This is a genomic window from Streptomyces cinerochromogenes, assembly GCF_014648635.1.
GTDB classification, from domain to species: Bacteria; Actinomycetota; Actinomycetes; order Streptomycetales; family Streptomycetaceae; genus Streptomyces; species Streptomyces cinerochromogenes.
Genome location: NZ_BMRM01000028.1, coordinates 1 through 24,587, shown reverse-complemented (window position 1 = coordinate 24,587; position 24,587 = coordinate 1). Strand labels below are relative to the sequence as shown.

At 75.7% G+C, this 24,587-nt stretch carries 1 protein-coding gene and 1 pseudogene (1 of these 2 running past the window's edge); one reads left to right on the top strand and one right to left on the bottom strand.

Features of this window, described 5'->3' with window-relative positions:
- Positions 1-24,197: the 5' portion of a DUF8616 domain-containing protein gene (locus IEZ20_RS36230; protein ID WP_189306767.1), read on the bottom strand. 25,441 nt of this gene lie to the left of the window's left edge; the window shows 24,197 of its 49,638 coding nt (coding positions 1-24,197); it begins with the start codon at positions 24,195-24,197; its stop codon lies beyond the left edge, outside the window.
- Between IEZ20_RS36230 and IEZ20_RS40185 the strand changes: the two are divergent.
- Positions 24,165-24,587: pseudogene (locus IEZ20_RS40185) on the top strand (hypothetical protein); the annotation flags it as partial. The gene IEZ20_RS36230 and the pseudogene IEZ20_RS40185 sit on opposite strands and share 33 nt — an antisense overlap.

The following is a 24,587-nucleotide window of genomic DNA, read 5'->3' as shown; positions in this document are numbered from 1 at the left end:
TTGATCCAGGCGCGGCTCGTTCTGCTCGCGGCCGCCTTGGCCTCCGCCACGCGGGTGAGAGCGGCGTCGAGGCCGCCGCTGTCCAGCGCCTCGGCGAAACCGGGACGGGCGATGGCCTCGGCGAACGCTTCCGGCACGCTGAGCAGCAGGTCCGACGCGGGCACCGGGAGCGGCCGTTCGCGCTCCAGCGCGGCAAGCAGCTCCGGCGTCCGGAACAGGCGCGCCCAGTGGTTGGCGGAGAGGGGAAGCCGGTGACGCCGGGCCAGTTCGGCCACCGCGCGCGGATGCGCCCGGAGATGGTCCAGCTGCTCGCGGTCGACCAGGGCGGGTACCGCGTTGGGGTTCGCGCCGAGGAGCGTCAGCAGCGCGTTGCCGTTCTCCAGGAGAGCGTCCGCCACCTCCGGGCCGGCGCCGAGCCGTTGCAGCAGGAGGCCGGAGCCGGGCACGGTCAGGAAGCCGACGATCCGGTCGTCGGTGGCCAGTCGCGGCGCCAGACCCGCGAGCGGGAGGACGAGTTCCCGGAAGTCGTTGCTCGCGGCCGTGTACTCCGCCAGACCGGCGTTGGAGTGGAGAACGCCCAGCACCCAGGGGTGGCTGCTGATGGCGTCGCCGATCTGCTCCAGGGTCGGTCCACCGCCCGGACCGTGGATCTCCTGGCTGAGCACGGGGTGACGCAGCACCGCGCGCAGGACACCGGGCAGCAGCAGTTCGTCGGCGTCGCCGGCGGCCAGCAGTTCCCGGAGGGGTTCGGCTTCGGGCCGCAGCAGCCGGCGGTACTCGTGCGGGTACACGAGCAGATCGGGGCGGCGCACGAGCACCGCGGACAGTCCCTTCTGCCGCCGCAGGGCCCCGGCGAGTTCCGGGTCGGACAGGACCGCGTCGAGAGCCGGGGTGCCGGGCCGGGACAGCGCCGGCGGACGCGCCGCCCCCAGTGCGCCGGCCAGTGCCTCGTCGGGGACGCCGTCGAACGCGCGCGGATCGTACGACAGGGCCTCGGCCACCGCGGGGTTCCCCGCCGCCGCCTCGATCAGCTCCCTGGACCGCGAGATCCTGGAGCCGAAGCCGGGGGTGTCCGGCAGGACGTCGACGAGCAGCGGGCTGCCGGCGAGGACGTCGAGCACCGAGGTGTCGGCCATGGCCAGGTCCAGGAGACCGGGCACCTGGAGGACCGCGTAGACCTGGTCGGCGTGGGTGCGCAGGGCGGCGCGCACCTCATGGTGCTTGAAGAGCCGCCGGTGGTCGAGGTGTGCGGCGGAGCCCGTACGGGTGGCGGACCACAGGCCGGCGATCAGGGCCTTCTCCTGCATGAGGGCCTCGGCCCGGGGCACGGGACGGTCGGCTCGGCGCAGCGCGTCGGCGATGCCCGGCACCTTGGCGGCGAGCAGGGCGAGATGCATGCCCTGACCGGCCAGCAGGGCCTGGACCAGGTCCGTCTGCGAGCGCAGCGCGTTCGCCAGGCCGGGGACGTGGAACAGCGACCGGGTCCACTGCGCTCCGGTCTCCACCGCCTCGACCAGTTCCCGCCGTCCCGACGAGGACTTCGCCAGCAGGGCGCCGAGGTGGGCGGGCGTGTCGACGAACTCGGCCGCGCTGTGCGGATCCCGCTCCGGGAGGGTCTTCAGCACGTCGAGGAAGGCCGGCGAGACCGCCAGCACCTCCGGCATGTCGGGGTGGGCGAACAGGAAGGGCGTCAGGGCCGGGTGCTCGGCGGCCTGTTCGACCAGATGGACCGCGTCGGGGCGCAGCATCCGGGTGACGGCCGGGGAGTTGCCTTCCTCGGCCCACCTGGCGTCCTCGCCGAGCAGCCGGGCCATCGCCCGCACCGGCCATTCCTCGTGCCAGCCCGACCGCTGGGCGACGGCGATCAGCCGCTCACCGACGATGCGCTTCGCGAACTCGGGTACGGCGGCCTCCCGCGCGGCCGCCTCCAGGCGCCGGCGCCCTTCCCGGGTGAGCGGTACCGGTTCCGCCGCCGGCGGGGCGGTGGCCGGCCCCGCGGCGGCGGGGGCCGTGCCCTGCTCCGCGGTCCGGCCCGCCCTGCGCCGCTTGGACCTGCCGCCGCCCGACGCCGTCGCCGAGCCCTGGGCGGGTTCGTCCCCGGCCAGCTCGATCACCAGCTCGTCGCCGTCCGCGCGGGACGAGCCCGGTTCCCCGGCCACGCCCGGCTCCGGCTCCGGCGTCCGGACCGTTCCCGCCCCGGCGTCCTGTGCCGTCCTCCGGCCGTCGGTGTCCTCCCGGGCCGCGACGGGCCCCTCGGTGTCGTCCTCCGCCGCACCGGACCGCCCGGCACGCACCGCTTCCGGCCTCGGCGCGTCGTCCTGTACCGGCTCCGGCTCCGGCGTCCGGACCGTTCCCGCCCCGGCGTCCTGTGCCGTCCTCCGGCCGTCGGCGTCCTCCCGGGCCGCGACGGGCCCCTCGGCGTCGTCCTCCGCCGCACCGGACCGCCCGGAACGCACCGCTTCCGGCCCCGGCACGTCGTCCTGTACCGGCTCCGGGCCGTCGTCGTCCTGTACCGGCTCCGGGCCGTCGTCGTCCTGTACCGGCTCCGGGCCCTCGGTACGCACCGGCCCGGGCCGCGCGCCCGGCGTCCGCCCGGACTCCGGCCGCGTCTCCCGCTCCGCGTCGGACGGCGCCGCCCGCTCGGTGTCCCCGGCCGGGCGGGGCACCGTCAGGCCGGGAGGGAGGTCCAGGGTGCGCAGCACCGTGGTGCCGAGCACCCAGCGGGTGCCGGCCGGCCCCTCGACGCGCAGCACGACGAGCGAGCGGACCAGGTAGCCCGGTGTGGGACCGGCGGCACCGGCCGGCGCGGGCACGCCGAACTTCAGGTAGTCGCGCCGGTAGGCGTTGGTCGCCGCGGACCCGCCCTGGCCCGCGCGGTTCTGGGCGTTCGGCAGCGTGAGCCGGACGCGGTGGGTCTGGTCCTGCGTCAGCGGTGTGGTGAACCGGGTGCTGACCGCCGGGGCGACCGTGGTGGAGGCGCTCGTACCGGACGAGTCGGAGGCCACGCGGACGTCGTCCAGGGCGGTGGGGCCCTCGGCCAGGACCTCCTGCGGGAACAGCCGCAGCCTTACGGACGTCGCGTCACTGGTGCCCGTGCGTCCCATGAAACGGCCGACGGCGCTCCGGTCGAGCAGTACGCCCGCGTCGTCGTCGCCCGGCCGCACCAGCCGGGCGAGCCGGATCAGCAGGGCCTCGTGCGACAGCGAGGTGTGCATCCGGTCCACACCGGCGAGCGCCGGGTCGACCTGCCGCAGGGCCTCCGCGAGCTGCGCCGCGGCGTCGAAGACCTCGAAGGAGAACGGCCGCTCCGGCACCCAGTGGCCGCCCGTCAGGGCGGGGCGGACGGCGAGCGGCACGCCCTCCACGTCGACCGCGACCGCGTCCCCGGGCGCCGCCCGCCACGCGGAGGGGTCCTGGGCGAGGACGTCGGGGACGGGCCGTGCCAGCCGGGTGGCATCACCCGGCTCGGCGGGCAGGTCGGTGCGGTCGAAGCGGAGCGTGACGCGCGCGTCGACGGAGGCGTGCAGGTCCGCGAGGGCGACGCCGCCGGCCACCGCGTCGGCGAGCCGGGCGACGGGCGCCCCGGTCAGCGGGGTCCTGCGCACGGTCGCCTGGATCTCGTACGGGATGTCGGGGAACTCCACCAGCCGGCCCGACCGGCGCCAGACACGGGTCTCCCGAGAGGCGGACACCGAGGCGCCCACCGCGCGTTCGGCGGACAGCGCGAGGGTGGTCTGCACCCGCCGGCCCTGGTACTGGAGCACGGGCATCGCGTCCAGTTCGTGACCCCGGGAGTGGGAGACGCTCTGTCCGGCGGCGCCGGGCACCGGCAGGTCGCCGTCGCGTCCGCTGCCGTGTGCGGCCGAGCGGGTCAGCTCCGAGGTGTCCGGGGCCGGGTACCCGCGCAGCGCGTCCAGGTCGGCGTCCGGCTTCGGGCGGGCCGCGAGCCGCACCTCGACCAGGCTCGGTGTCAGCCAGCCGCGGTGTACGAAGTGGAGCGCCACGCGTCCTTCGGGGCCCGCGGCGATCAGAGCGCGCAGGGCCACCGGGGAGGTGCGGTCGGCGATCCAGGAGGCGACGCCGGGCACGTAGTCGGCGCTTCCCGGGACGGTCGTCCCCGGTGCCGCCGCCTCCACGGCGCGCGTGACGCGGTCCCGGAGGGCGCCGCGCGGACCGTCGAGGACGGTCCGGGTGACGGCGCCCTGCCCGATCTGGTGGGTCGCCCGGTACCACGCCGGCAGGGTCAGGTCGGCAGCCGGCACGGCCGGGGTGAGTCCGAGGACGCGGGTGAGCGGGAAGTGCGCGGCCAGCTCGCTGTCGGGCAGCAGGAACTCCACGGCGTCCGGCGCCCTGACGCCGAAGGTCCGCTCCGTGTGGGGGCCGCCGGCCAGCGTCCCGGACACCACGTTCCGGCGGCCCACGCGGACCGTCACCTCGTAGGTGGCGTCGGCCGTGAAGCGGTGCAGCCGGGTGTTGTTGTCGGCGGTGACCCGCGCGTTCGACGCGTTGTCCGCGACGGTCACACCGGCCGAGGTGCCCGAGGAGTGCGCGTAGCGCCCGCTCGGGAAGAACCCGACCGTCGGTCCGTAGGCACCGCTGACGGTCAGCCCCTGCTGCCGCCCGCTGCCCACCGACCGGGTCACCGAGGAGGTGTCCGCCGAGTACAGCCAGGTCTCCAGGCTCATGGCGGGCGGTTCCTCGCGCATCCGCACGCCGGTCAGATAGGCCCTGACCGTCACCGAGACGTCGGTGCCCGAGGCCAGTCCGTAGCTGCCGATCCCTTCCAGCACGAACCCGTCGCCGAACACGGCCAGGGCGTTGCCGGTGAGCTGCTGCGAGGAGAGCGCGGAGCGCAGCACCTGCTGCGCCATGCTGTCCGCGTCGGTGAGCGAACCGCCCACCGCGGAGCGCGCCGTCCACCGCCAGGCCCCGTCCGCGGCCCGCACGACACGGCCCAGCGGTCCCGCCGCGCCGTCCGACGCCCAGGCTCCGGTGAGGCGTTCGGCCGTCTCCGGGTCGTCGGCGAGGGCCGCCGACAGGTCGAGCGGCTCCCCGGTCCGCGGCGCGGCCGCGGCCGTGCCCAGCACCCGGCTCACGGCGTCGGCCAGGGCGCCGCCCCCCGACACCCGGTCCACGAAGGCCGTCTCCGGAAGCCGTTGCAGCTCGCCGGAGTCGGCGGCGGCCCGGAGCCGCTCCAGTTCCCCGTCGCTCACCGGGAAGGCGTCCACGGCGGGCTCGAGCGCGGGTCGCGCGGGCCCGGCCGTCCGAGGTGCCGTCTCGGTGCGGTACGTGGGCAGCGCGAGGCCCAGCGTGCCGTCCGCGACGACCGGCCGGGGTGCCGGGCCGTGGCTCCAGGTCAGCTCCAGCCGCAGGCGCACCGGGACGTCGAAGACCTGAAGGCCGTCGTCCGCCGAGGAGACCACGTACTTCTCCTGGCCCACCAGGGAACCGGTGCCGGTGGTCGTGGCGGTCTGCCGACTGTACGAGTACTCGGATCCGAGGCCCTGCAACGGCAGGTCCCCATGGCGTTCCAGCGGGTTGCTGAGCGCGCCGGACCCGGTCACCGACCAGGCGACGGGGGCCACCGTGCGCTGTTCCTGGCCGGGTCGGGCGAACCCGGACCAGTTGTTCACCTGGACGCCGGGCAGCGACCGGACCGCCTCGACCGGTCCGTCGCCCCGGCGCTCGGCGGACAGCCGGAGGGCGACCCGCTGGGTGTCGGCCGCGGTCGGCAGCTCGAACCAGACCGTGTGCCCTCCGTCGATGAGTTCGTCCGCCGCGGCCCGCAGCGATTCGCCGGAGCGGGCGTGATCCAGGGTGCGGGCGTTGACCAGCCGGCGGGCCCGGGCTGCCTCGCCGGCCCAGCCGTCCCCGGCCGCCGAGGGCAGGAAGCCGTGCTCACGCAGCCAGCGCTCGGCCAGGTCGAACAGCGGCCCGGTGCCGTCGACGCGCAGGGTCGTGGTGGAGATGCCCAGCGAGCGCAGCCCGGCCACCTCGGGTGGGAGCCGGCGCGGGGCGGCATCCGTGACGCCCTCCAGCGCGGCGCGGGACGGCACCTGGAACACCACCGGGTACGACCCGAGTCCGACGCGGGTGTCCAAGGGGCCGCCCGGCGCCGGGAACGCCCGGTCCCGGCCGGGACGGACCAGCTCCACCACGAGGCCCACCCCGCCCCGCACCCGGAACAGGGGCCCGCCCCACTCCAGCGCCTGCGATCTGGTGACCTCCCCGCCGGAGCCCAGGCCGTACGACACCTGGTGGCGTGCTCCGGCGTTCAGCGACACCGAACCGCCGACCGGATCCGTCACGCTCTCGGTCCGCGGCGCCGAGAAGCCCAGCGAGACGCTCAGGTCGGCGCCCGCCGCGTTGGTGACGGTCGCCTGCCCGGTGACCCGTACCGTGCGCACCACCATCTGCATGAGGTCCGCCTCGGGGGCCGCCGGGCCGACGGTCTCCTCGTGGCCGGTGAGGACCGCGTGCACCCGGAAGTGGCCCAGCACGGAGCCGTCGCCGGTCAGCAGCACCGGTGAGCTGTGCCATCCGCTCAGCATCCTGGGCAGTGCGTCGCGCAGGTTGCGGGCGCCGAAGAAGCGCCGCAGGTCCTCCCGGGACGCCTCCGTCGCCCCGTCGAGGTGATCCGCGAAGGAGTCTTCCACCGCGTGCAGCACGCGGTCCGGGGCGAGCACCGTCTCCACCGCGTACAGCGGTGTCTCACGCACCGCCGCCCGCAGCGGGGCGGCCTGCCGCTCGGCCGCGTCGGACCGGACCACGGCGGCCGGGCTCTCCTGCGGCACCTCCTGACCGGCGTCCGGGCCCGTGTCCGCCGTCTCGGTCCGCGCAAGGAACTCCGGGAACCAGACCGCGATCCGGCCTTGCTCCTGCTCGGCGGTCCAGTCACCGGCCGCCTGCGCGGCATCGGTCCGCACCTGCCAGCGCATCCGGTACTCGAACGGCACCGTGCCGCCGAGCGTGGTGGTGATGGACAGCGACTGGGCGCCGCCCGCGGCGCTCACGGACGTCGACAGCTGGTTGCGGACCACGTTGACCTGCGGCTGCACCACGACCTGGCGCAGCGGACCGGCGGTCGGCACGTCCCAGACGTGGCTGTAGTTGAACTGGAAGGTCCGCAGGTCGGCCGTACCGGAGGAGTTGCCCGCCTCCGAGTAGCCCGCGCCCCAGCGCTGCACCCGGTTGGGCACGCCGTCGGCCAGCCCGTCCAGCAGTTCGGGCGCGGACCGGGGATCGTCCAGCCGCAGCCGTACGTGGACGGTCCGGCGCGCGCCACGGTGTTCCAGCGGCAGCCGCAGCCCGGTCTCGCTGCGCACGTCGGCCCACTCGTGGATCAGGTAGGCGGAGGTCAGCCTGGCGGCGATCCGCCGTCGGAGGTCCTCGTCGCGCCCGGTGCTCCCCTCCAGTCGCCGGGCCACCTGGTCGCGCAGCCACTCGACGGTCGTCTCGGGCACCAGGCCGAGGTGGGTGGTGCCCTGGGCTCCGTCGAAGGCCGAGCCGAAGGTGCGGACGTGGTCACTCAGTTCCGGTACGGCGTCCGTCGGCTCCGGTGCGGCGACCGCCGGCTCCGGTACGGCGACCGCCGGTGCCACCCCGGTCCCGGACGCCGGCGGCGACTCCGCCGGCCGGTCGCGGAGGGCCTGGTCGAGCGGGGCGTCCAGACTGCGCGGCTCGTCCGGCCGCGGGCCGGACACCGCAGCGTCCGGCTCCGCCGCCGCCGTGCCGTCGACCGGCACGACGACCGGTTCGGCCGGGACGGTGCTGGGCCCGGCCTGGTTCGCGTCCCGGGCGGTTGCGTCCGCCGCCTCGGCGAGCGGGCCGGCGCCCGGCGGGAAGAGACGCGTGTACGGCCCGGCCAGCCGCCGGGCGGCCTCCTCGCCGTCCGTGTGCAGGACGCGGGCGACCTCGGCCAGCCGCCGGTGGTGCTCCTCGCGCACCGTCTCGGAGTCCATCACCATCGGGGTGCGCACGTACCCGCTGGCCCTGCTCAGCAGCGCCGTGGCGGCCGGGACGGAGAGGTCCAGCCGCGCCGCCAGCCAGGCCGCGGTGTCCGCCGGCACCGGCTCGGTGTTCCGCGGCGGTGCCGTCACGCCGTCCGCGTCCGTACGGGCCTCGGGGTCCAGCCCCAGGTTCCGCAGTGTCCGGCGGGCGTCTCGCAGCGCCCCGAGCGCCTGCGCCTGCGCACGCGACTGGGCCCTCTTGTCCCGCATCCGCCGGACGGCGTCCTGCCCGGCCACGGCCGCGTGGTACGCGGCCAGGGCGTCCGCGAGCCGCGCCAGCCCGGCATCCGGCGGCGCCGCTGACGCCTCGTCGGCGGGCCGGGTGTCCCGGGCGCCTGCGGGGGCCTTGCCCTTGCGGTCCTCGCGCACCTGCCCGGCCCGCTCCGCCGCCTGCTTCACGCGGGCCGTCGACGCCACGAGGGCGGGCTCGTTGCGCGCCGCCTCGATGTCCAGCGGGCCGTCCACGTAGCGGGCGCTGTGCCCGTCCCACTGGTACTTGTTCCCCTGTCGCGCGGTGCTGACGGCGTACACGAGTACGTCCACCCGGCCGTCGTCGGCGAGGACGTACGCGAACGAGGCACCGCCGTCGCCTCCGTCCAGGTGGACGTGCAGCGCCTGGTTCGCCGCCACCGCGTTCTCCCGCTCCCGCGGCCGGCGCTGCCCCGAGGCGACCTCCCGCAGTACCCGCGACTGCTCCCGCGTCAGCCGGTCCGTACGGACGTGCCGGGCGTGGACCAGCCGGCCGCTGTGCTCCCAGGTGTCGGGCCGGTGGGGCTGGAAGGCGGCCAGCCGGTCCGCGACGCGGGTCGCCTCCTCGGCCCGCTCGGCTTCCCGGTGCGCGCGTGCCCGGTCCCATACGTGGTGTGCCAGGTCCCTGACACGGCCGTGGAAGTCCCCCTCCAGAACGGCGCCCAGCCGGTCGAGCCAGTGGTGGAAGTCGGTGTCGAAGTCCGTGAGTGCGCTCGCGTCCCGGGTGAGGAACGTGTCGAAGACGTAGTCGCGCCAGGCGGCGGGGTCCCGGGCCAGGTCCTCCAGCACCGCGGGGGCGGCCAGGAGCAGAGGCAGGAGTTCCGGATGCCGGCCCAGTTCACCGGCCGCGTCCGCACCCTCCGCACTCAGCAGCAGGTCCGCGGCCTCGGGCACGGAAGCCAGCGCCTCCGCCCACACGGAACCCGGCTCGGGCTCCGTCGTTCCTCTCCCGACGTCCGCCACCCTGGGCGTGTCGGTGCGGGCGGGAGCCGGTGCGGCGGTGTTCCGCGCCGTGCCGTCCTGGGGGGCCGTCCGCTCCCGCCCGGGAGCGGCGGCGGACTCCAGGGCCGCCGGCAGCCGCTCCCCGGTGGGGTCCGCGACGAGCTGCCGGAAGCCTTCGCTGTCGCGTGCCAAGTCCCTCAGCCGGCCGGCGACGTCCGGAACCTCCAGCGCGCGGGTGTACCACGCGCGTGTGGTGAAGAACCGCTCGGCGAACGAGCGGTGGCCGTCCAGGAAGCGGGTCAGACCGGGGTCGGCGAGCAGCCGCCGGAGGTCGTGAGGAGCGATGCCGGCCAGGTCGCCGGGCCGCTCCCGCACCTGTTCGAGGAGCGCGTCACGGCCGGCCAGCCGGCGCACCGCCCTGGGCGTCAGAGCATCGGCGAACTCCCGTGCCGCCCGTGCCGCCCGCCACAGCGGACTGTTGCGGACCGCGTGGTCGGCCAGTCCGTGGCTACGCACCAGCGCCTGCTCCAGCCACGGGGCGGCGCGCAGGTCCTGACCGATCCGGGGATCGGCGGCCATCGCCTCGGCCAGGCCGGGGATGGCGCCGAGTGCCGTGCGCAGCGCGCGGCCGTCCCCGTCCGGAGGGGTCGTCAGGGCCGCCACCAGGTCCGGTTGTCCGCGCAGCAGCCGGTGCACCGCCTCGCCGAGCGGACGCCGTGCCAGCAGGGGCGCCAGGCCGGGGTCGGCCGCGAGCGCGGCCACGACGGCCGGGGTCCGTATCGCCGTCTCCAGCAGCTCGGGGGAGCGCAGCACCTCCTCCGCCTGCTCCGGGTGCCGTTCGAACGCTGTCAGCAGGTCTCCGACACCCATGAACCGGCTGAAGTGGGGCGCGTCGGTGAAGGCCTCCGGATGGTCGGCCACCGCCCGGGCCACGGCGGTGAACCGGCGCAGCATCTCCGTCACCGGCGGGAACTGCGCGGCGGTCTCGGCGACCGGGAGGCCACTCGTCACGGCCCGGATGACCTCGGTGTCCTCGGCCGCGCCCGTGAGGTGCCGGACCAGCTGTGCGGTCAGGGCGGGAGTGGCCAGCAACAGGTCCGCGACCGGTCCGCCGTCCGCGAGGACGCTGGTCACGGCCGGCTCCTCGTCCACCAGTCTGACGAGGGCGGGGTCCCTGCGCGCTTCTCTGTAACGCTGTTGCTCCACGACGAAGAGCCTGGCCAGGTCGGGGTTGTCGACCAGCCCGCGGGTGAACTCCGGGAAGGAGGTCAGGACGCTGGCGGCGGTCGGGTCGTGCATGACGTACCGGTAGAGGTAGTCGTTGGTCCGCAGGGCCGCGGTGAGGTCCGGGTTCTCCACGAGCGGGACCAGGAGCGAGGACGTGTCGTCCTGGATCCGCTCCAGCAGGCCGGGCCGCGCCTCGAGGGTGTCCGCCAGCTCCGGGTCGACGAGCAGGCGGGAGCCGATGGCGAGGCTGCGCCGGGCGGCGGCCAGCAGGGGGGCGTTCCGCCGGACCCTGTCCTCGGCGGCCAGGAACCTGTCCCGGTACTCCCGGTGAGCGGGGTCCGACACCGTGTTCGCGATCGTGCTCCTGGCGTCGTCCTGCGGGAGGTTCCACAGATCGGCCCAGAAGCCGTCGTCCACGGTCACGGAGACGCCCTCGGGGGACAGCACGGCGTCCCCGCCGTACGTCGTGACGATCCTCTCCAGGTCCTTCACCCAGGTCTTGCTCTTCTTCTTCCTGGCGTTGTGCGCCTTCCGTTCCGCGGCGACGGCCGACACCTCGGCCTGGAACGCGGGGTCGTCCAGGGCCGCGACGAGGCCGGGACGCGCGATCGCCTCACGGAGGGCCTCCGGCGCCGAGGCGAGCAGGCTCAGCAGGTTCTGGTTGCGGCTCAGGCCCGCGAGCAGCTCCGGGGAGTGGAAGAACGTGTTCCAGTGGGCGGTGGTGAGCCGGAGCGGAGGCCGGGAGGCCAGCTCTGTCACGACGGCCGGGTGGGGGCGGAGGTTCGCCACCGCCTCGTCGTCGACGACGTCCAGGACGCGCCGGTCGTGACCGGCCATCCGGATCAGGGCGCTGTCGTTGCGGAACAGGACGTCCAGCAGCTGCCGCGTGTCCCCCGGGCGCGCCACCATGTCCTCGAATCCGGCCAGCCCGAGGTGGGTGAAGGGCCGTTCGTCGGTGGGCCGCACGGCCCAGACGTCGAGAAGCACGCGGGTGGGCGCGAGCACCGACCTGCTGGTGAGGAACTGGGCCGCCCCCGGGTTGGAGAAGACCATCTCCCCCACGCGCGGATCGGCCTCGGCGGCCTCGGCGAGTGCCCGGCGCGGATTGCCCGGGGCGGCTCGCAGGACCTGCGGGTCCCGGGTGAACCAGTCCCGCAGCGACCGGTGGCGCAGCACCGCCCGCAGCAGGTTCGGAGCGACCAGGGGGGAACCCTGCCGCACCAGCGGACGCAGCTCCGCGGCCCCGGGACCGAGCAGCCGCCGGTACTCGTGGGGGTCCGCCAGCAGACCGGGATGGTCCAGCAGACCCTTCATGAGGCCGTCGTCGGCCCGGAGGACCGCCGACAGGCCCGGCTCGGCCGCCAGGACGGCGTCCAGTCCGGGATGGGCGGCCCGGACGCGCGGCAGCAGCCCGTCTCCGGCGGCCCGCGGCCGGCGCCCCGCCGTGGCGGCCGGCGCGGGCGCGGACACGTCGCGCAGCGCATCCGCGAGACGGTCCTCCGGCACCGCGTCGAAGCGCGCCGGGTCACGCGAGAGCCAGTCGGCGACCGCCGGATTGTCCACCGCCGCCGTGAGCGCTCCCGGGTCGGCCGCCAGGCGTTCCGCGAAACGGGGGATGTCCGTGAGGATGTCGACCAGCCGCGGGCTGCGCGCCAGGACGTCCAGCAGGCCGGGGTTGCGCGTGACAGCCGACAGCAGTTCGGGGGCACGGATCAGCAGGGGTACCTGGTCGGCGTGCAACTGGAGCCGGGCACGCAGTCTCCGGTTGCCGATCAGCGCCGGGTAGTCGACGGCGGCGGGCTCGTCGGACCACGCGTTCTCGAACAGGGAGCGGGCCAGGGTCCATTCGTGGGAGAGAGCCCGCGCGCTCTCCACGGAGCCGGCCGCCACCGCCGCGGCGAGGCCGGGAAGGAGGGAGATGATCTCGCTGACGGGACCGGCGCCCGCGACGGCGAGGATGTGGGGGACCTGTCCGTTGAGGCTCCTGGGCAGTCCGGGCGCCATCAGCAGCTTGCCGGCGGCCGGTGACCGGCTCTCGATCGCCTCCACCAGCTCCCGTCGGCCGTCGGCGGACGGCGCGAGCAGGTCGTCCAGGTACTCGGGATTCCGCTCGTACCTCCTCACGGTGCCCGGCTGCAGCCGGCTCAACCCGGTCAGCAGCGTGCCGGCGTCGGACAGCACCTCCAGATGCTGCGGGCGCGCCCGGAGCACCGCGCCCAGCACGGGCTGCCGGACGACCGCCCGGAGCACGTGCAGATGAGCCGGATGGGTCAGCGCGTCGAGCAGCCGGGCGTGCTGGGGTTCCTTCCACCGCGGGTCGGCCGCGATCATCCGGGCGAGGTCGGCGGCCGGCCAGTCCTCGCGCCAGCTGCGGGAGGCGGCCCTGGTCAGGGCGTCGGTCAGGGCGTCGGGGCCGATCGTCGCGGCGGCACTGCCCTCCAGCGCCCGGCCGGCCGCCTCGGCGAGCAGCCGACGCGTGCGTGCCGGAAGCTGGGCGGCGGTGGACGTGGCGGCCGACGGAGCGGCACCCGGGGCCGCCTGCCCGAGGGACCTGATGCCGGGGGTCTGCGCGGCCAGTTCGTCGGCCAGGGTCTGCGCCCACGTGTCGTTCCCCGTCCGGCCGTACGCCTCCAGGACCAGGAGCGTCGCACGGCGCTGTGCGGACATCAGCTGCTCGGTCACGACGCCGCCGTCCGACAGCAGCGTGGGGTTGACCATCCCGGACGCCACGGTCAGCAGCTCCGTGAACCGTGCGTCGCCGAACTCCTGGCGGAGCCGCAGCTCCATGGCCTCCAGCGGCTCGGGGACGGCGTCGAGATCCATCTGCTCCGCCGCCGGCCAGTCCGGCAGCGCGCCGGTGCCCGTTTCGTCGGCACCCTGCGGGAGCGAGGCGAGCCAGTCGTCGAGCTCGGTGAGGGCGGCCGCCTCCTCCGGCATCAGCGCGTACGCGTCGAGCGTCGCCAGGTAGTCGGCGACGGGGTCACCGATCATCGGCCACCCGTGCGTGAAGAGGTCGGCCTCCGTCTGGCCGGGCAGCGGGAACATGCCGCCGAACCCGGCGTCCTGCTCCTGGACACCTCCGGACGGGCCGACCGTACCGGCCTCCCCGAGCAGTGACGGAGCGCCGAAGTACCCCTCGGCGTCGAACTCGGGCGCGGCCGGGCCGGCACTCGTGTGCCGGACGTCGCCGGGCTCGGACGTCCCCGGCGGGAGAAGGCCGGACAGGGTGCCGTCCGCTTCGCCCGTGCCGAGGACCTGCGCCTCGCCCGTGCCGGAGTCCTGCGCCGTCTCCATGCCGACGTCCCGCAGGCTGCTGTCCTGTGCCATCTCCATGTCGGCGTCCCGCAGGCTGCTGTCCTGCGCCGTACCAGGGCCGGGTACCTGGGGAGCGGTCTCGTCAGCCGCCCGTGCGGCCGTACCGGATCCGCCCGGCGCCGTGACGGCCGTCGGCACACCGCCGGACTGCCCCGGGGCCGGCAGCAGCCCGGACTGGCGGCCGAGGATCCAGTCGCCCCAGGCAGCGCCGAACGCGGTCCGGATGTCCCTGCGTTCGTCGTCGCCCAGCCGGATCCTGTGCTGCAGGCTCCTGATCCACGCCGCGAGATCGAAGGTGGCCCGCTGCCCGATGTCCACCGCCGCGATGTCGGCGTCCGGCGGCGGGACCGTGAGGTCGCCGTTCCTGCTCGCGATGTACGCCCTCGCCGCCGCCATCGCGTCCTGAGTGGACCAGCGCATGCCCAGGGCGTCCCAGGCGTCCACCTCGTCCTGGGGCAGCTTCCTCCGGTCGAGACGCAGCTGGTACAGCGCGCGCCCGAGGTCGCGCTGAGTGCCCGAGGCGTCGGTGACCCAGGACTCGCGCGGTGCCTCCAGGTGCCCCTTGCCGGTGAAGAACCGCACGGCGGCCCTGTACTTCCAGTCCCTCCGCAGGCTGAGCGGTATCCGGTCCTCCGCCGGTGCCCCGGGTGGCGGAGCCGCACGGCGGCCCGCGACGTCCGGCGCTGCCGGTGCGTCCGTGCCGGCCGAGGACGGACCGGCCGCCGACGGCCCGGTGTCGCCGGCCCCTTGCCCGGCCGCCGGGGTGGTCGGGCCGGTCCGGGCACCCGGGCGGCGCGTCCGCTCCGGGTAGCGCAGCACGTACTCCCATTCGAGACGTTCCAGGGCTGCCGGCGCCGGGGGCTGTCCGAGCACACCGCCGACGTAGTCGGCGACGTAGCCGAACGTCAGCGGTCGCTGCCCCGCGTGGTCACGCTCCCGCTTGCGCAGGTCCGCGAGCAGGCGCTTCTTCCGTTCGTCGGACAGGGGCAGGGCCTCCGCGTCGGCGCTGCGCGGCTGGGCGGAAGCCGCCCAGAGCCTCGCCCGCCACTGCCGGGTCACCGCATCGAGCGCGGCGAGCCGCAGGTCCTCCGCGGCCGGCCCCGGCACGGTGCTCGCGGACGGATCGCCGACGGTCCCGGCGGACGTCCCGGAGGGCTGCTGCGTTCCGGCCGGAAGGGCGCGGCCGACGGCTGGTGCCGCCGACGGCCCTGCGGCCCTTCGTGCCCCGCTCGGCCGGGCCGGCTTGTCGGAGGGACCGGGAAGGATCCGGTCGGCCCACCCTGCGCCGAGCGTCTGCCGGATGGTCTCGCGCTGCTGTCTGGTCAGGCTGAGGAGCGAGGCGTGGGCGAGCGTCCGGGTCCAGTGCGCGAGGTCGAAGCGAGGAGCAGGCCAGTCCGGCACCCGCACCGCCTGGATCTCGGTGTCCGGCGGCGGAGCGTCGGGACGGCCCCTGTCCCTCAGATAGATCCCGGCGGCCTTCATGGCGTCCGCGGTCGACCAGCGCATGCCGATCGATTCCCAGCGGTCGACGTCCTGCTGGGACATCGTCCGCCGGCTGCGGTCGCGGAGGTTCTTGATGTGCTTGCCCAGCGGCACCTCGCCGGCTTCCGTGGTGACGACGAGATCGGTCGGCACCTCCAGGTTCCCGTGCCGCCGGAAATAGGCGTCCGCCTCGGCCAGGTACTCCGCCTCCGACACCTTTCGCCGCGCGGCACGCGGGGCCGGGGCCGGGGGCGCGACGGAGGCCTGCCGGTACTCCCAGTGCAGCCGTTCCATCTGTTCGCGGTCCAGCCGCAGGCCCAGGGTGTCGCGGACCCGGTCGGCGACCGCGCCGAAGGTGAGCCGCTGCCCGTCCGCGCCGGCCCGTGGTTCCCCGAGATACCGGAAGAGCTCGTCCCGCTGTTCCTGCGTCGGCCACTGCCTCCAGAAGGGCCGTTCGAAGGGCTGGTGCCCTGCCGTGGAGTCCCAGGCCCTGGCCCGCCACTCCTCCGACTGCGCTGCCTCACCGGCGTCGGTGAGGAGGTCGGCGCCGACCGGTGCGGCGAGGGTGCTGTCCGGGGCCTGCTGCTCCGGCTCCGGGGTTCTCCCGAACAGCTCGGCCATCAGGTCGTCGCCGGTCACCGGCCGGGGTTCGTCGAAGCGCGGCATGAACGCCGGGCGCGGTGCCGGTCCGGACGTCTCCGTCCGCCCGCCGGACCGCAGCCCCGACGGCCCCGCCCCCGGCGTGGTGTCGGGCAGCTCTCCGCGCGCGCGCCGCGAGGGCGCACCGCCCGGCCTCGTGACGCCGTCGCGCTGCCCCCTGGCCCCGCTGTCGAGCGGCTCGGGACCGGTCTCGGCCGGGTCGAGGAGCCGGGCCGGCAGGACGTGGCTGCCCAGACCGTTCCGGGGCGCACCGGGCATGGTCTGCACCAGGCTCCGTGACCACGGGGGGAGGACGACCGTGTCGACCGGCTGGAGCGGGCTGCCGCCCAGCGTGCTGAAGGTGACGGATGCCACCAGGCCGCGGAGTTCCGGTCGGGCGGCGATGAATCCGACGACCGCGTCCCACAGGTCGTCGGGGCGGGGGCGGCTACGGATCATCGGCGCGACCTGGGCCAGGTTGAGGTTCCCGGGCTGGCGGTACAGGCCCTGGACCAGGGTGACCAGCGCGGCGCGGGCGACCCGGAGATCCTCCGCGCGGTCGTACGCGGGCGCGGTGGCCGCGCCCGCCGCCGTGCCCTGCCCGGGCTGCGGCGGCAGCCAGGACTGGGCGGACGCGAGCGTGAGCACCGCGGGTGAGATGGTGACCACGCCGTCCAGCCCGTCCGGCAGGCCGACGCGGCGGGCCAGCGTCCGCCAGACCGTGGGGCTGGGACCGCTGCGCATCAGCACCTCGTCCCGCATCGTCTGCCGCGAGTGGGACAGCACGTCGGGGGCGAGCGGGCGCCGTGCGGACCGCTCGTCCGGAAGTACCTCTTCGTTCTGCAGCTGCACGGACCGCAGCATGTTCTCGGCCGGCGTCCGTGTGTAGTTCCCCCGGATCACGTCCCGGTAGGGGTCCAGGAAGGCGTGCCCGGCGGGTGCGATCAGAACCGCGTTCCACGGCCGGCCTCCGTGCCGCGCCATGCCGAAGCCGTGCGGGGAGTCGACGACTCGCCGGAGTTCGCCGGTCAGATCACCGGCGATCGCGTTGTCCAGGTCGTTCGCCACACCGCCGAACCGGTCCAGGACCTCCAGGCGCAGCATGTCGCTGGCGGCCGCGTACGCCACGCCCACCGCCCGCGCGATCTCGGCCCGGTAGATACCCTCCAGCATCATGGGGGACGTCGCGGAGAAGATCTCGTCGACGTTGACCAGTCTCACCCGTGCGGCACGCGCCCACTGGAGCATGTCCAGCACGTCGGCCAGCCGGCGGTTCGCGTGCCTCCTGTCGGCCGACGTCTTCGCGGCGGCCTCGGCGGCGGCGAACTCGGCGCGTGTGACGTCGGTCCACAGGATGACGGTGAAGTCCGGCTGGGAGGACGCCAGTCTTTCGAGGTTCCAGCGGAAGCCGCTCGTGGCCCCTTCGTCGCGCAGCGGTCCGCCGAGCCAGATGGCGTGCGTGAGCTTGGCGATCCTGGTCGCCTTCGGCAGGACGGGCATCGTGGCACGGCTCATCGACCGCCGACCGGATTCGACCACGGTTTCAGGCCGCCGGGGCAGCGCGGAGGGCCGCAGCTCCTCCGCCCGCGGGGCCGGCCGGGTCATGTCCACGGCCTCGAAGAACGCCGCGCGCTGGGCGGCCTTCAGCTGGGAGAAGTCGTAGCCGCGCAGGAACTCGGGCGCCGGGGGCGCCTGCCGCTGCCCGTAGACGTCCGGTCCGAGGATCCGCGCGATCGCGGCGGCGTCCGGGTCACCGCCGAGGCCGTGCCCACGGCGTACGTCGAAGCCGGACGCGAGACCGCGTTGCAGCTCGCGGACCTCCGGGCCCACTTCCCACTCCGTCGGGGCCGCACCGCCGAAGGCGCCGGCGCCCAGCATCTGCGCCGTTGACCGGATACCCGGCGTCTCCGCGGTGAGCAGGTCGGCCAGTGCCACGGCCTGTGCCACGCTGTTCGTCCGCCCTAGCGTCTCTACGATGCGCAGCAGCCCTCGCTGCTGTGTCTCCCTCAGCCGTTCGCTCGCCGGGTCGCCGGCCGCCAGCGCGGCGGGCTGGAGCAGGGCGGACGCCTGGCGGGCGAGGGCTTCGAAGGTGTCCCGGCCGAACTCCCGGCGCAGCCGCAGCTCCATCGCGCCGGCCGTCTCGCCGATGCCGTCACCGTCCGCGCGCGCCGGCTCGGCGGCCTCCGGGTCGGTGGTGTCTCCCCGGAAGAGCTCCGTCACGGGGGTGTCCGACTGCTCCTGTGCCCCGCCGTCCGACGGCCGGCCTTCGCCGACATGCGGCGTGACCAGCCCGAGGGATCCGTGTCCGGAGGACGACGAACCGGCCTGCTGCCGCGTCGTGTCCGTGAGCGGAGCGCCGGCCCGGATCCCGGCCGGCGCCGGATCGGCGCCGAGTTCCGCGGCCCGACGCCGGGCCGCCCGCTCGTCCTGGGTGTGCAGGACGGCGGCGACCTCCAGCACGCGCCGGCGGTGGGCCTCGCGCAGCGCCTCGGTCTCCGCCTCGCCGCTGATGGTCCGCTTCGGCGGCATGAGCCGGCCTGCCTTGCCGATCAGGGCGGCCAGCCGGCCGTGGTCCAGGCCGCGCAGTTCCGGCGGCAGCGCGTCGGCCGGACGCTCACCCGGGGCCCGTCCCTTGCCCTTGTCGTCGCCGCGCAGGGTGAGCAGCTGCGCCGCCTCCAGGCCCACGCCGAACGCGTCGGTGTACTCGGCCTCGTGGGCGGCCCAGGACGTGGACAGCGCCTGGGGCGCCCACAGCAGTTCGTACGCGGCCAGGAAGTCGGCCCGGAAGTCCTCGGCGTGCTCCTCCCACCGCTGCCGGGCCGTGTCGTCGTCGGGGCGCAGGGTGTGGAAGGACCGCGCGGCGTCGTACAGGGCGGCGTCGGACCAGGACTCGAAGGCGAGGTGCGCGGGCAACGCCCGGGCCTGCTCGGCAAGCAGGGCGTCCCACTGGCGGGCCGCGCCGGCCAGCTCGTCGGCGGCGACCGGGCGGCCGGTGAACAGCGCGTCGAAGGCGGCGAGCAGCCGCTCGTCCAGGCCGGACCGAGCACGGGCGACGTCGGCGTCGGTCAGCGCCTGGGGGCCGTGGGCCGCGCGCCACCGGTCGAGCTGTTCGTCGAAGAGGCGCGCGGAGGCGGTGAGCACGCCGTCCCGGGCGTGCCGCACGGTGAGCCAGGTGTGCAGCCGGTCCCGGCCGGTCAGTTCGGCGTACGCGGTGTGCCAGCGCTCCAGCCGGGCCCGGACGTCTTCGAGGCCGGCGGTCACGCCGTCGTGGCCGAAGAGCTGCTCGAAGTGGTCGTCGACGGCGGCGGCCACGGAGACGCCCAGGGTGCGGCGGAGCGTGGGGCGGACCTGGTCGAAGGAGACCGGGAACCGGTCGAGGAAGGCCCGGCCCGTGCCGGTGGCGGAGTCGGCCCAGGAGGCGACGGCGTCCGCGACGTCCTCCTGCGAGCGCAGGATCGCCGCCTCGCGCGCCGCCTGGAGGGCCAGCCGGCCGGGCAGCGCGTCGAGGACCGTGCGCACCCGGTCCTGCCAGACGCCCGGCAGCGCCCGGCCGCCGTCGGCCAGCCCTGCCACGGACGCCGCGCTCGGGAAGACCGTGGCGAACGCCTCCCGCAGCGAACGGCGGGCGTCTTCGCGGATCCGGTTCCGGCCCGCCTCGGACACCTCGGTGTGCTCGGCGCCGAAGGCGGCGAGCAGGTCACGGGTGCCCTGGTCGAGCCGGTCGCGGAAGGCTCCGTCCGCCAGCTGCTCCACCACCGCGTCGATCCGGGAGAGCTGGCCGAAGAGCAGCGCGTACCGCTCGAACTCCCCGTCCAGGCCGGAGACGAGGGTGCGCAGCAGCCGGGCCGTCTGCCGCACCACCAGGCTGTCACCGGTGCGGACCTCGGTGCCGGAGACGAGGGTGTTCTCGAGTATCCCCTCCCACCGGTCGCGGAAGTCGCCGGCGGCCAGCTCGCGCACCGACTCGGCCATGTCGAGGACCAGCTCGAAGGGTTCCGGCGTGCCGTCGGCCAGCCGGCCCCGCCAGGCATCGGTCAGCCGCAGGCCCCAGTCGTGGAAGGCACGCTGGAACGCCTCTTCGCCACGGACCACGGCCAGTTCGCGGGCCGCCCGCAGGGAGAAGGCGTCCCACAGCCGCTCCGTCGCCGGACGGTCCGTGGCCGGCTCGTCGAACCGGTCCGCATTCTCCCGGACCCGTTCGCGGACCGCGGCCAGCCGTTCCTGGGACACGCCCGGGGCCTCTTCCCGCGCCCACTGGCGGAACGCCTCGTCGAAGGCGTTGTCCGGCTCCGTCGTCGTGGCGCCCGAGGATGCCCCGTCGTCGTCGGTGGCGGCCGCGGAGTCCTCGGTACGGTCCTGCGCCAGCAGGTCGGCGTAGCGGCGGTGCAGCTCCCGCTGCGCTTCCTGCCACGCCGGGACCCGCCAGTCGTCCTCGGCGGCGGCCTGGGGGTGCGGTGCGAGGAACTCCGCGGGCAGGGCGGTGTACCGGGTCTGGTCGGCGGTGGCCAGGTGGGCGTCGCGCAGTGCGGCGATGTGGCGCCGGGTCCAGTCGGCCGTGGCGGCGTGGGACAGCGTCACCCTGTCGTGGGCGGCGCCGCCGAGCTGACGGGCGAGGTCCAGGTACGCCGTGTGCCGGGAGGCGGCGACCTCGCGCAGCGCGGCGGCCTGCGCGTCGAAGCGGGCCAGCACCTGTTCGCGGGCCTGCGGGCTGTACAGGTGGAGCCGGTCGGTCAGCGGTGCGGCGAGTGCCCGGCGCCGCTCCTCGTACCAGCCCGTCAGCTCACGGTCCCAGGCCGAGTCGGCCGTGAACCGCGCCAGGTGGTCGGCGAGGGCGCTGTTGTGGGCCGCTGCGGTCCGTGCCCGCCGCTGCGCGTACAGCGCGGCCTGGCGCACGTCCTCGTCGAGCCGCGCCAGCCGTTCCCGGCGCCCGGCCTCGTCGTCGACGGCCATGGCCTCGGCGCGTTCGGCGACGTACTGCTGTCGCAGCCGGGCCAGCTGTCCGGCGTACCAGCGGCGTGCCGGGCCGTGCCACTCCGCCCGGCCGTCGGTCAGGTCGGCGCGTCCGCCCGCACCGCCGCGGAGGACGGTGTCGAAGGCGGCACGGGCCTGCCGCTCGGCGGTCCAGGCGGCGTGCGCCTCGGCGTACCGCCGCCCGAACTCCTGGACCAGGCCGGCCAGGCGGGCCGACGGCTGTCCGGCGGCCTCCCGCTGGAACTCCTCCGCCAGTGCCACCGCCGGCTGGGCGTTCGCGAAGGCTTCGCCGTGCCGCGTGTCCGGCACGGTCGAGGCGACGTCACGGTGGAAGACCTCCGCCGCCTCCGCCTCGGCGGCCAGCCGCTCGCGGACGGAGGTGAGCCGCGCGGTCAGGTCCGCCAGGGCCGCGCCGCGGGCAGTGGTCAGCTCGCCGGGGCCCGTGGCCGTACGGTCCCCGGTCCAGGCGTCGGCGAACGCCTCCCGGGCGGCGGCGACCTGCTCCGCCGCCTGCGGGGTGCGCAGTTCGGGGTAGGGCGTCAGCCGCGTCTCGAACTCGCCGTACGCCCGGTCGCGCGCCTCGACGGCGTCGCGGAGCCCGGCCAGGGCCTCGGGAGCGGGTGCCTGCGCCGAGGGCTCGTCGGTCCGGCTGGTTGCCGCTCGGGGCGGGGCGGCGGACAGCGGGGGTGGTGGCGGCTGCTCCTCGCGGGCGGTGAGGAGTTCCTGGGCCTGGAGCCGGCCGTCCCCGTCGCCGTCCCGGGCCGTCCGGACCGCACCGTCGGCGGTGGCCGGCGTCTCGGACGGGGTACGGGTGTCGCGGGTGATCTCCAGCCGGGCCAGGTCCAGTGTCCACCGCGGTTCGCGCTGCCACGCCTGGACTGCCTCGTCCTCGGTCCGGGTCCGGTCGCTCAGCTGCTGCCACCGCTGCCGTGCCTCGTCCGCGAGGGCGGCGCGGACCGTCGCCTCGCCGTCCGGGGAGGAGGTGCGGGCAGCGGCGTCCCACTCCTGGGAGAACCAGGACCTCAGCTCCGAAAGACCCCGCTGGTAGTCGCCGGCCACCCGGGCCGAGCGGATCTCGGCCTGCGGGATCTCGACCTGGCGGGCCAGGTCCTCCAGCACCGCGCCCTTGCCCAGCATGCCCTGGAAGTTGGCGGCCACCTGCTGCCGCCACCGCAGGCTCTCCGCCTGGGCGCGCTCGCGCACCTCGGCGTCCCTCGGCTCCCGGAGTGCGGCGCTGTCCGCCTCCCACTCGTCGCGCACCGTGCTGCCGAACGCGTCGCCGCGCTCCTTCTCGCGCTCCAGCCAGCCGCGCAGATCGCGATCGGAGGGGCCGTAGATGTCGTGGTAGCCGCGGGCCCAGTCGCCGCGGAAGTCCCCCGCCAGCCGGTCGAAGGTCTCGTCGGTGACCGTGTAACCGCGCACGGGGCGCTCGGTCAGCTCGTCGAGCCCCGGCCCGGACAGCCGGTGGAAGGCGGTGCCGCCGTCGCGCAGCGCACGCTCCATGCCCCACTCGAACCGCAGCCGGTCCGACAGGGACCGCTCCGCGGACGGCAGGTACTCACGGAAGACGGTCGCCACGCCCGTCGCGACCCGCTCCAGGTCCCACGCGCCGTCCTCGGTGCGCCCGGCGAGTTCGCGGAAGACCCGGGTGACGTCCTCCCGCAGTCCTTCGCGGGCGCGCTGGGCGCCGGGCCCTTCCGCCTCCAGACGGTCGAACATCCGGTCCGCCTCGGCCAGGGCGCGGTCCAGGCCGACCTGGTACTCCAACCGGGTCGGCAGCTCGGCGGCCAGCCGCTCCTGGGTCTCGCGCAGCTGTGCGGCGTACTCCTCCCACTGCTCGCGGGTCAGCGCGCGCGGGTGCCTGCCCGCGAGAAGCTTCTCGCCCTCGGCAGTCAGATCCGCGCGGTGGGAGGCGATCACCGCCTCGGTGTCGACAGCGGCGGCGTCCGCCGGGTCGTGCCGGGTGGACCGCTGCCATTCCGCGCGCCGGGCCTCGACCTCACGGCCGGTCGCGGCCTTCAGGTCCTCCTCGGCGACCCGGGCGCGCAGCCGCGCCTCCCATCGGTCGCGGAAGTTCTCCAGCTGGCCGCGCAGGGCGTGGCGCTGTTCCCGGAAACGCTCGTACTCCATCCAGCGGGTCGGCGTGCCGTCCCCGCCGGGCAGGGTGCGGGTCGTGACCTCGAACTCCTCGCGGAAGTCGGTACGGATCTCACGCACCCACGGTGTCTCCCCGTCGGCACCCACCCGCCTGCTGAGGAAGTCGAAGGTGTCGGCGGCCTCGGCCGCCAGTTCCAGGCGGGTGCGCAGGCCGCGGGTGAGGTCCCGCATCCCGGCATCCTGCGTGCGGTACAGGTGGGACCAGTCGAAGGAGTCGACACGCTCGCCGTCGCGCCACATGTCCTCGGCGGCGCGGTACACCTCGCTGGCGGCGGCGTCGGCGAAGTCCTCTCGGACCTGCCGGAGTTCCTCCTCCGACATGGGCTGGCGGCGTCCGGCGGTCTCACCGTCGAAGACCTCGTTCGCCGTGCGCCGGGCCAGGTGGGCGGCGGCGGACAGCTCGAACTCGTCGTGCAGCCCGGCGGACAGCCGGTCGAACGTCTCGGCGAACTCGGAGCGGGAGATCTCGCCGCGCCGGTACTCGGCGTAGGACTCCTGCCAGCGCTCGTCGAACCGGGACTTCACCTCCTCCATCCACTGGCGGCGGACCTGCTCGACGAGTTCCGGCGTGACCTCGGCGCGCCCGGGGACGTCCGCTCCGGCGCCGCGCTCGCCGTCCGCCGTGCCACGGCCGCCGTCCTCCGCGAGCGCCGCGCGCTCCTCGATGACGCGCTGCTGTTCCGCCTCGGCGATCCGGAGACGGATCGCGTCGATGTCGTCGGGGCCCCGGAAGACGGGGTCGGGGTCGGCGAGGCGCCCGGCGAACGCCTCCTCCACCCGGCGGTCGGCCTCCTGCTGCTGCCGGAACCGGTCCTGCTCCTCCTCGAACCGGTCCCGGTGCGTGTCGAGCAGGCGTTCCTGCTCCCGGCCCCACCGCTGGGCGCGGCCCTGGTCGTCGCCGTGGAACGTGTACGGCTCGTAGCGCCCGGTGCCGTTGCCCGGCGCGAGGCCGGCGTCGTGTTCACCGCCGCCCTGGTACGTGGGCGGTTTTCCGTCCCCGCCGTCACCGTCGCCGTCCCGGGCCGGGGACGCCTGGTCCCCGGGCTGCTCCGGGTGCCGCCGCGCCGTCGCGTGGTCGGCGGACGCCGCGCCCGGACCGCCGGCTTCCCCCTCGCGGCCGGACGCTGCCGAGGGCTGCGCCCGCACCTCGGTCCGCTCGCCGCCCGGTCCAGCGTGGCCGCCGTCCCCCGGGCTCTCGGTACGCACGTTCGGCGCACCCTGCTCAGCGGCTGCGCCCGGCCGGGCATCACCACCGCCGCCACGCACCGCGGTGTCCGGCCGCACACCGGCACCCTGACCCGCCGCCGCCGACGACTCACCGGCGCCCCGCGAACCGGGACCGGTCACCTCGCCCAACGCACCCGGCCGCACATTCCCGCCGTCACCAGGAACCCCGGCACGCACGCCCGGCGCACCCCGCTCCGCCACCACACCCGGCCGCGCATCCGCACCACCACGGGCCACACTGTCCGCCCGCACACCGGCACCCTGACCCGCCGCCGACGACTCACCGACACCCCGTGCACCGGGACCGGTCACCTCGCCCAACGCACCCGGCCGCACGTTCCCGCCGTCACCCGGAACCCCGGCACGCAC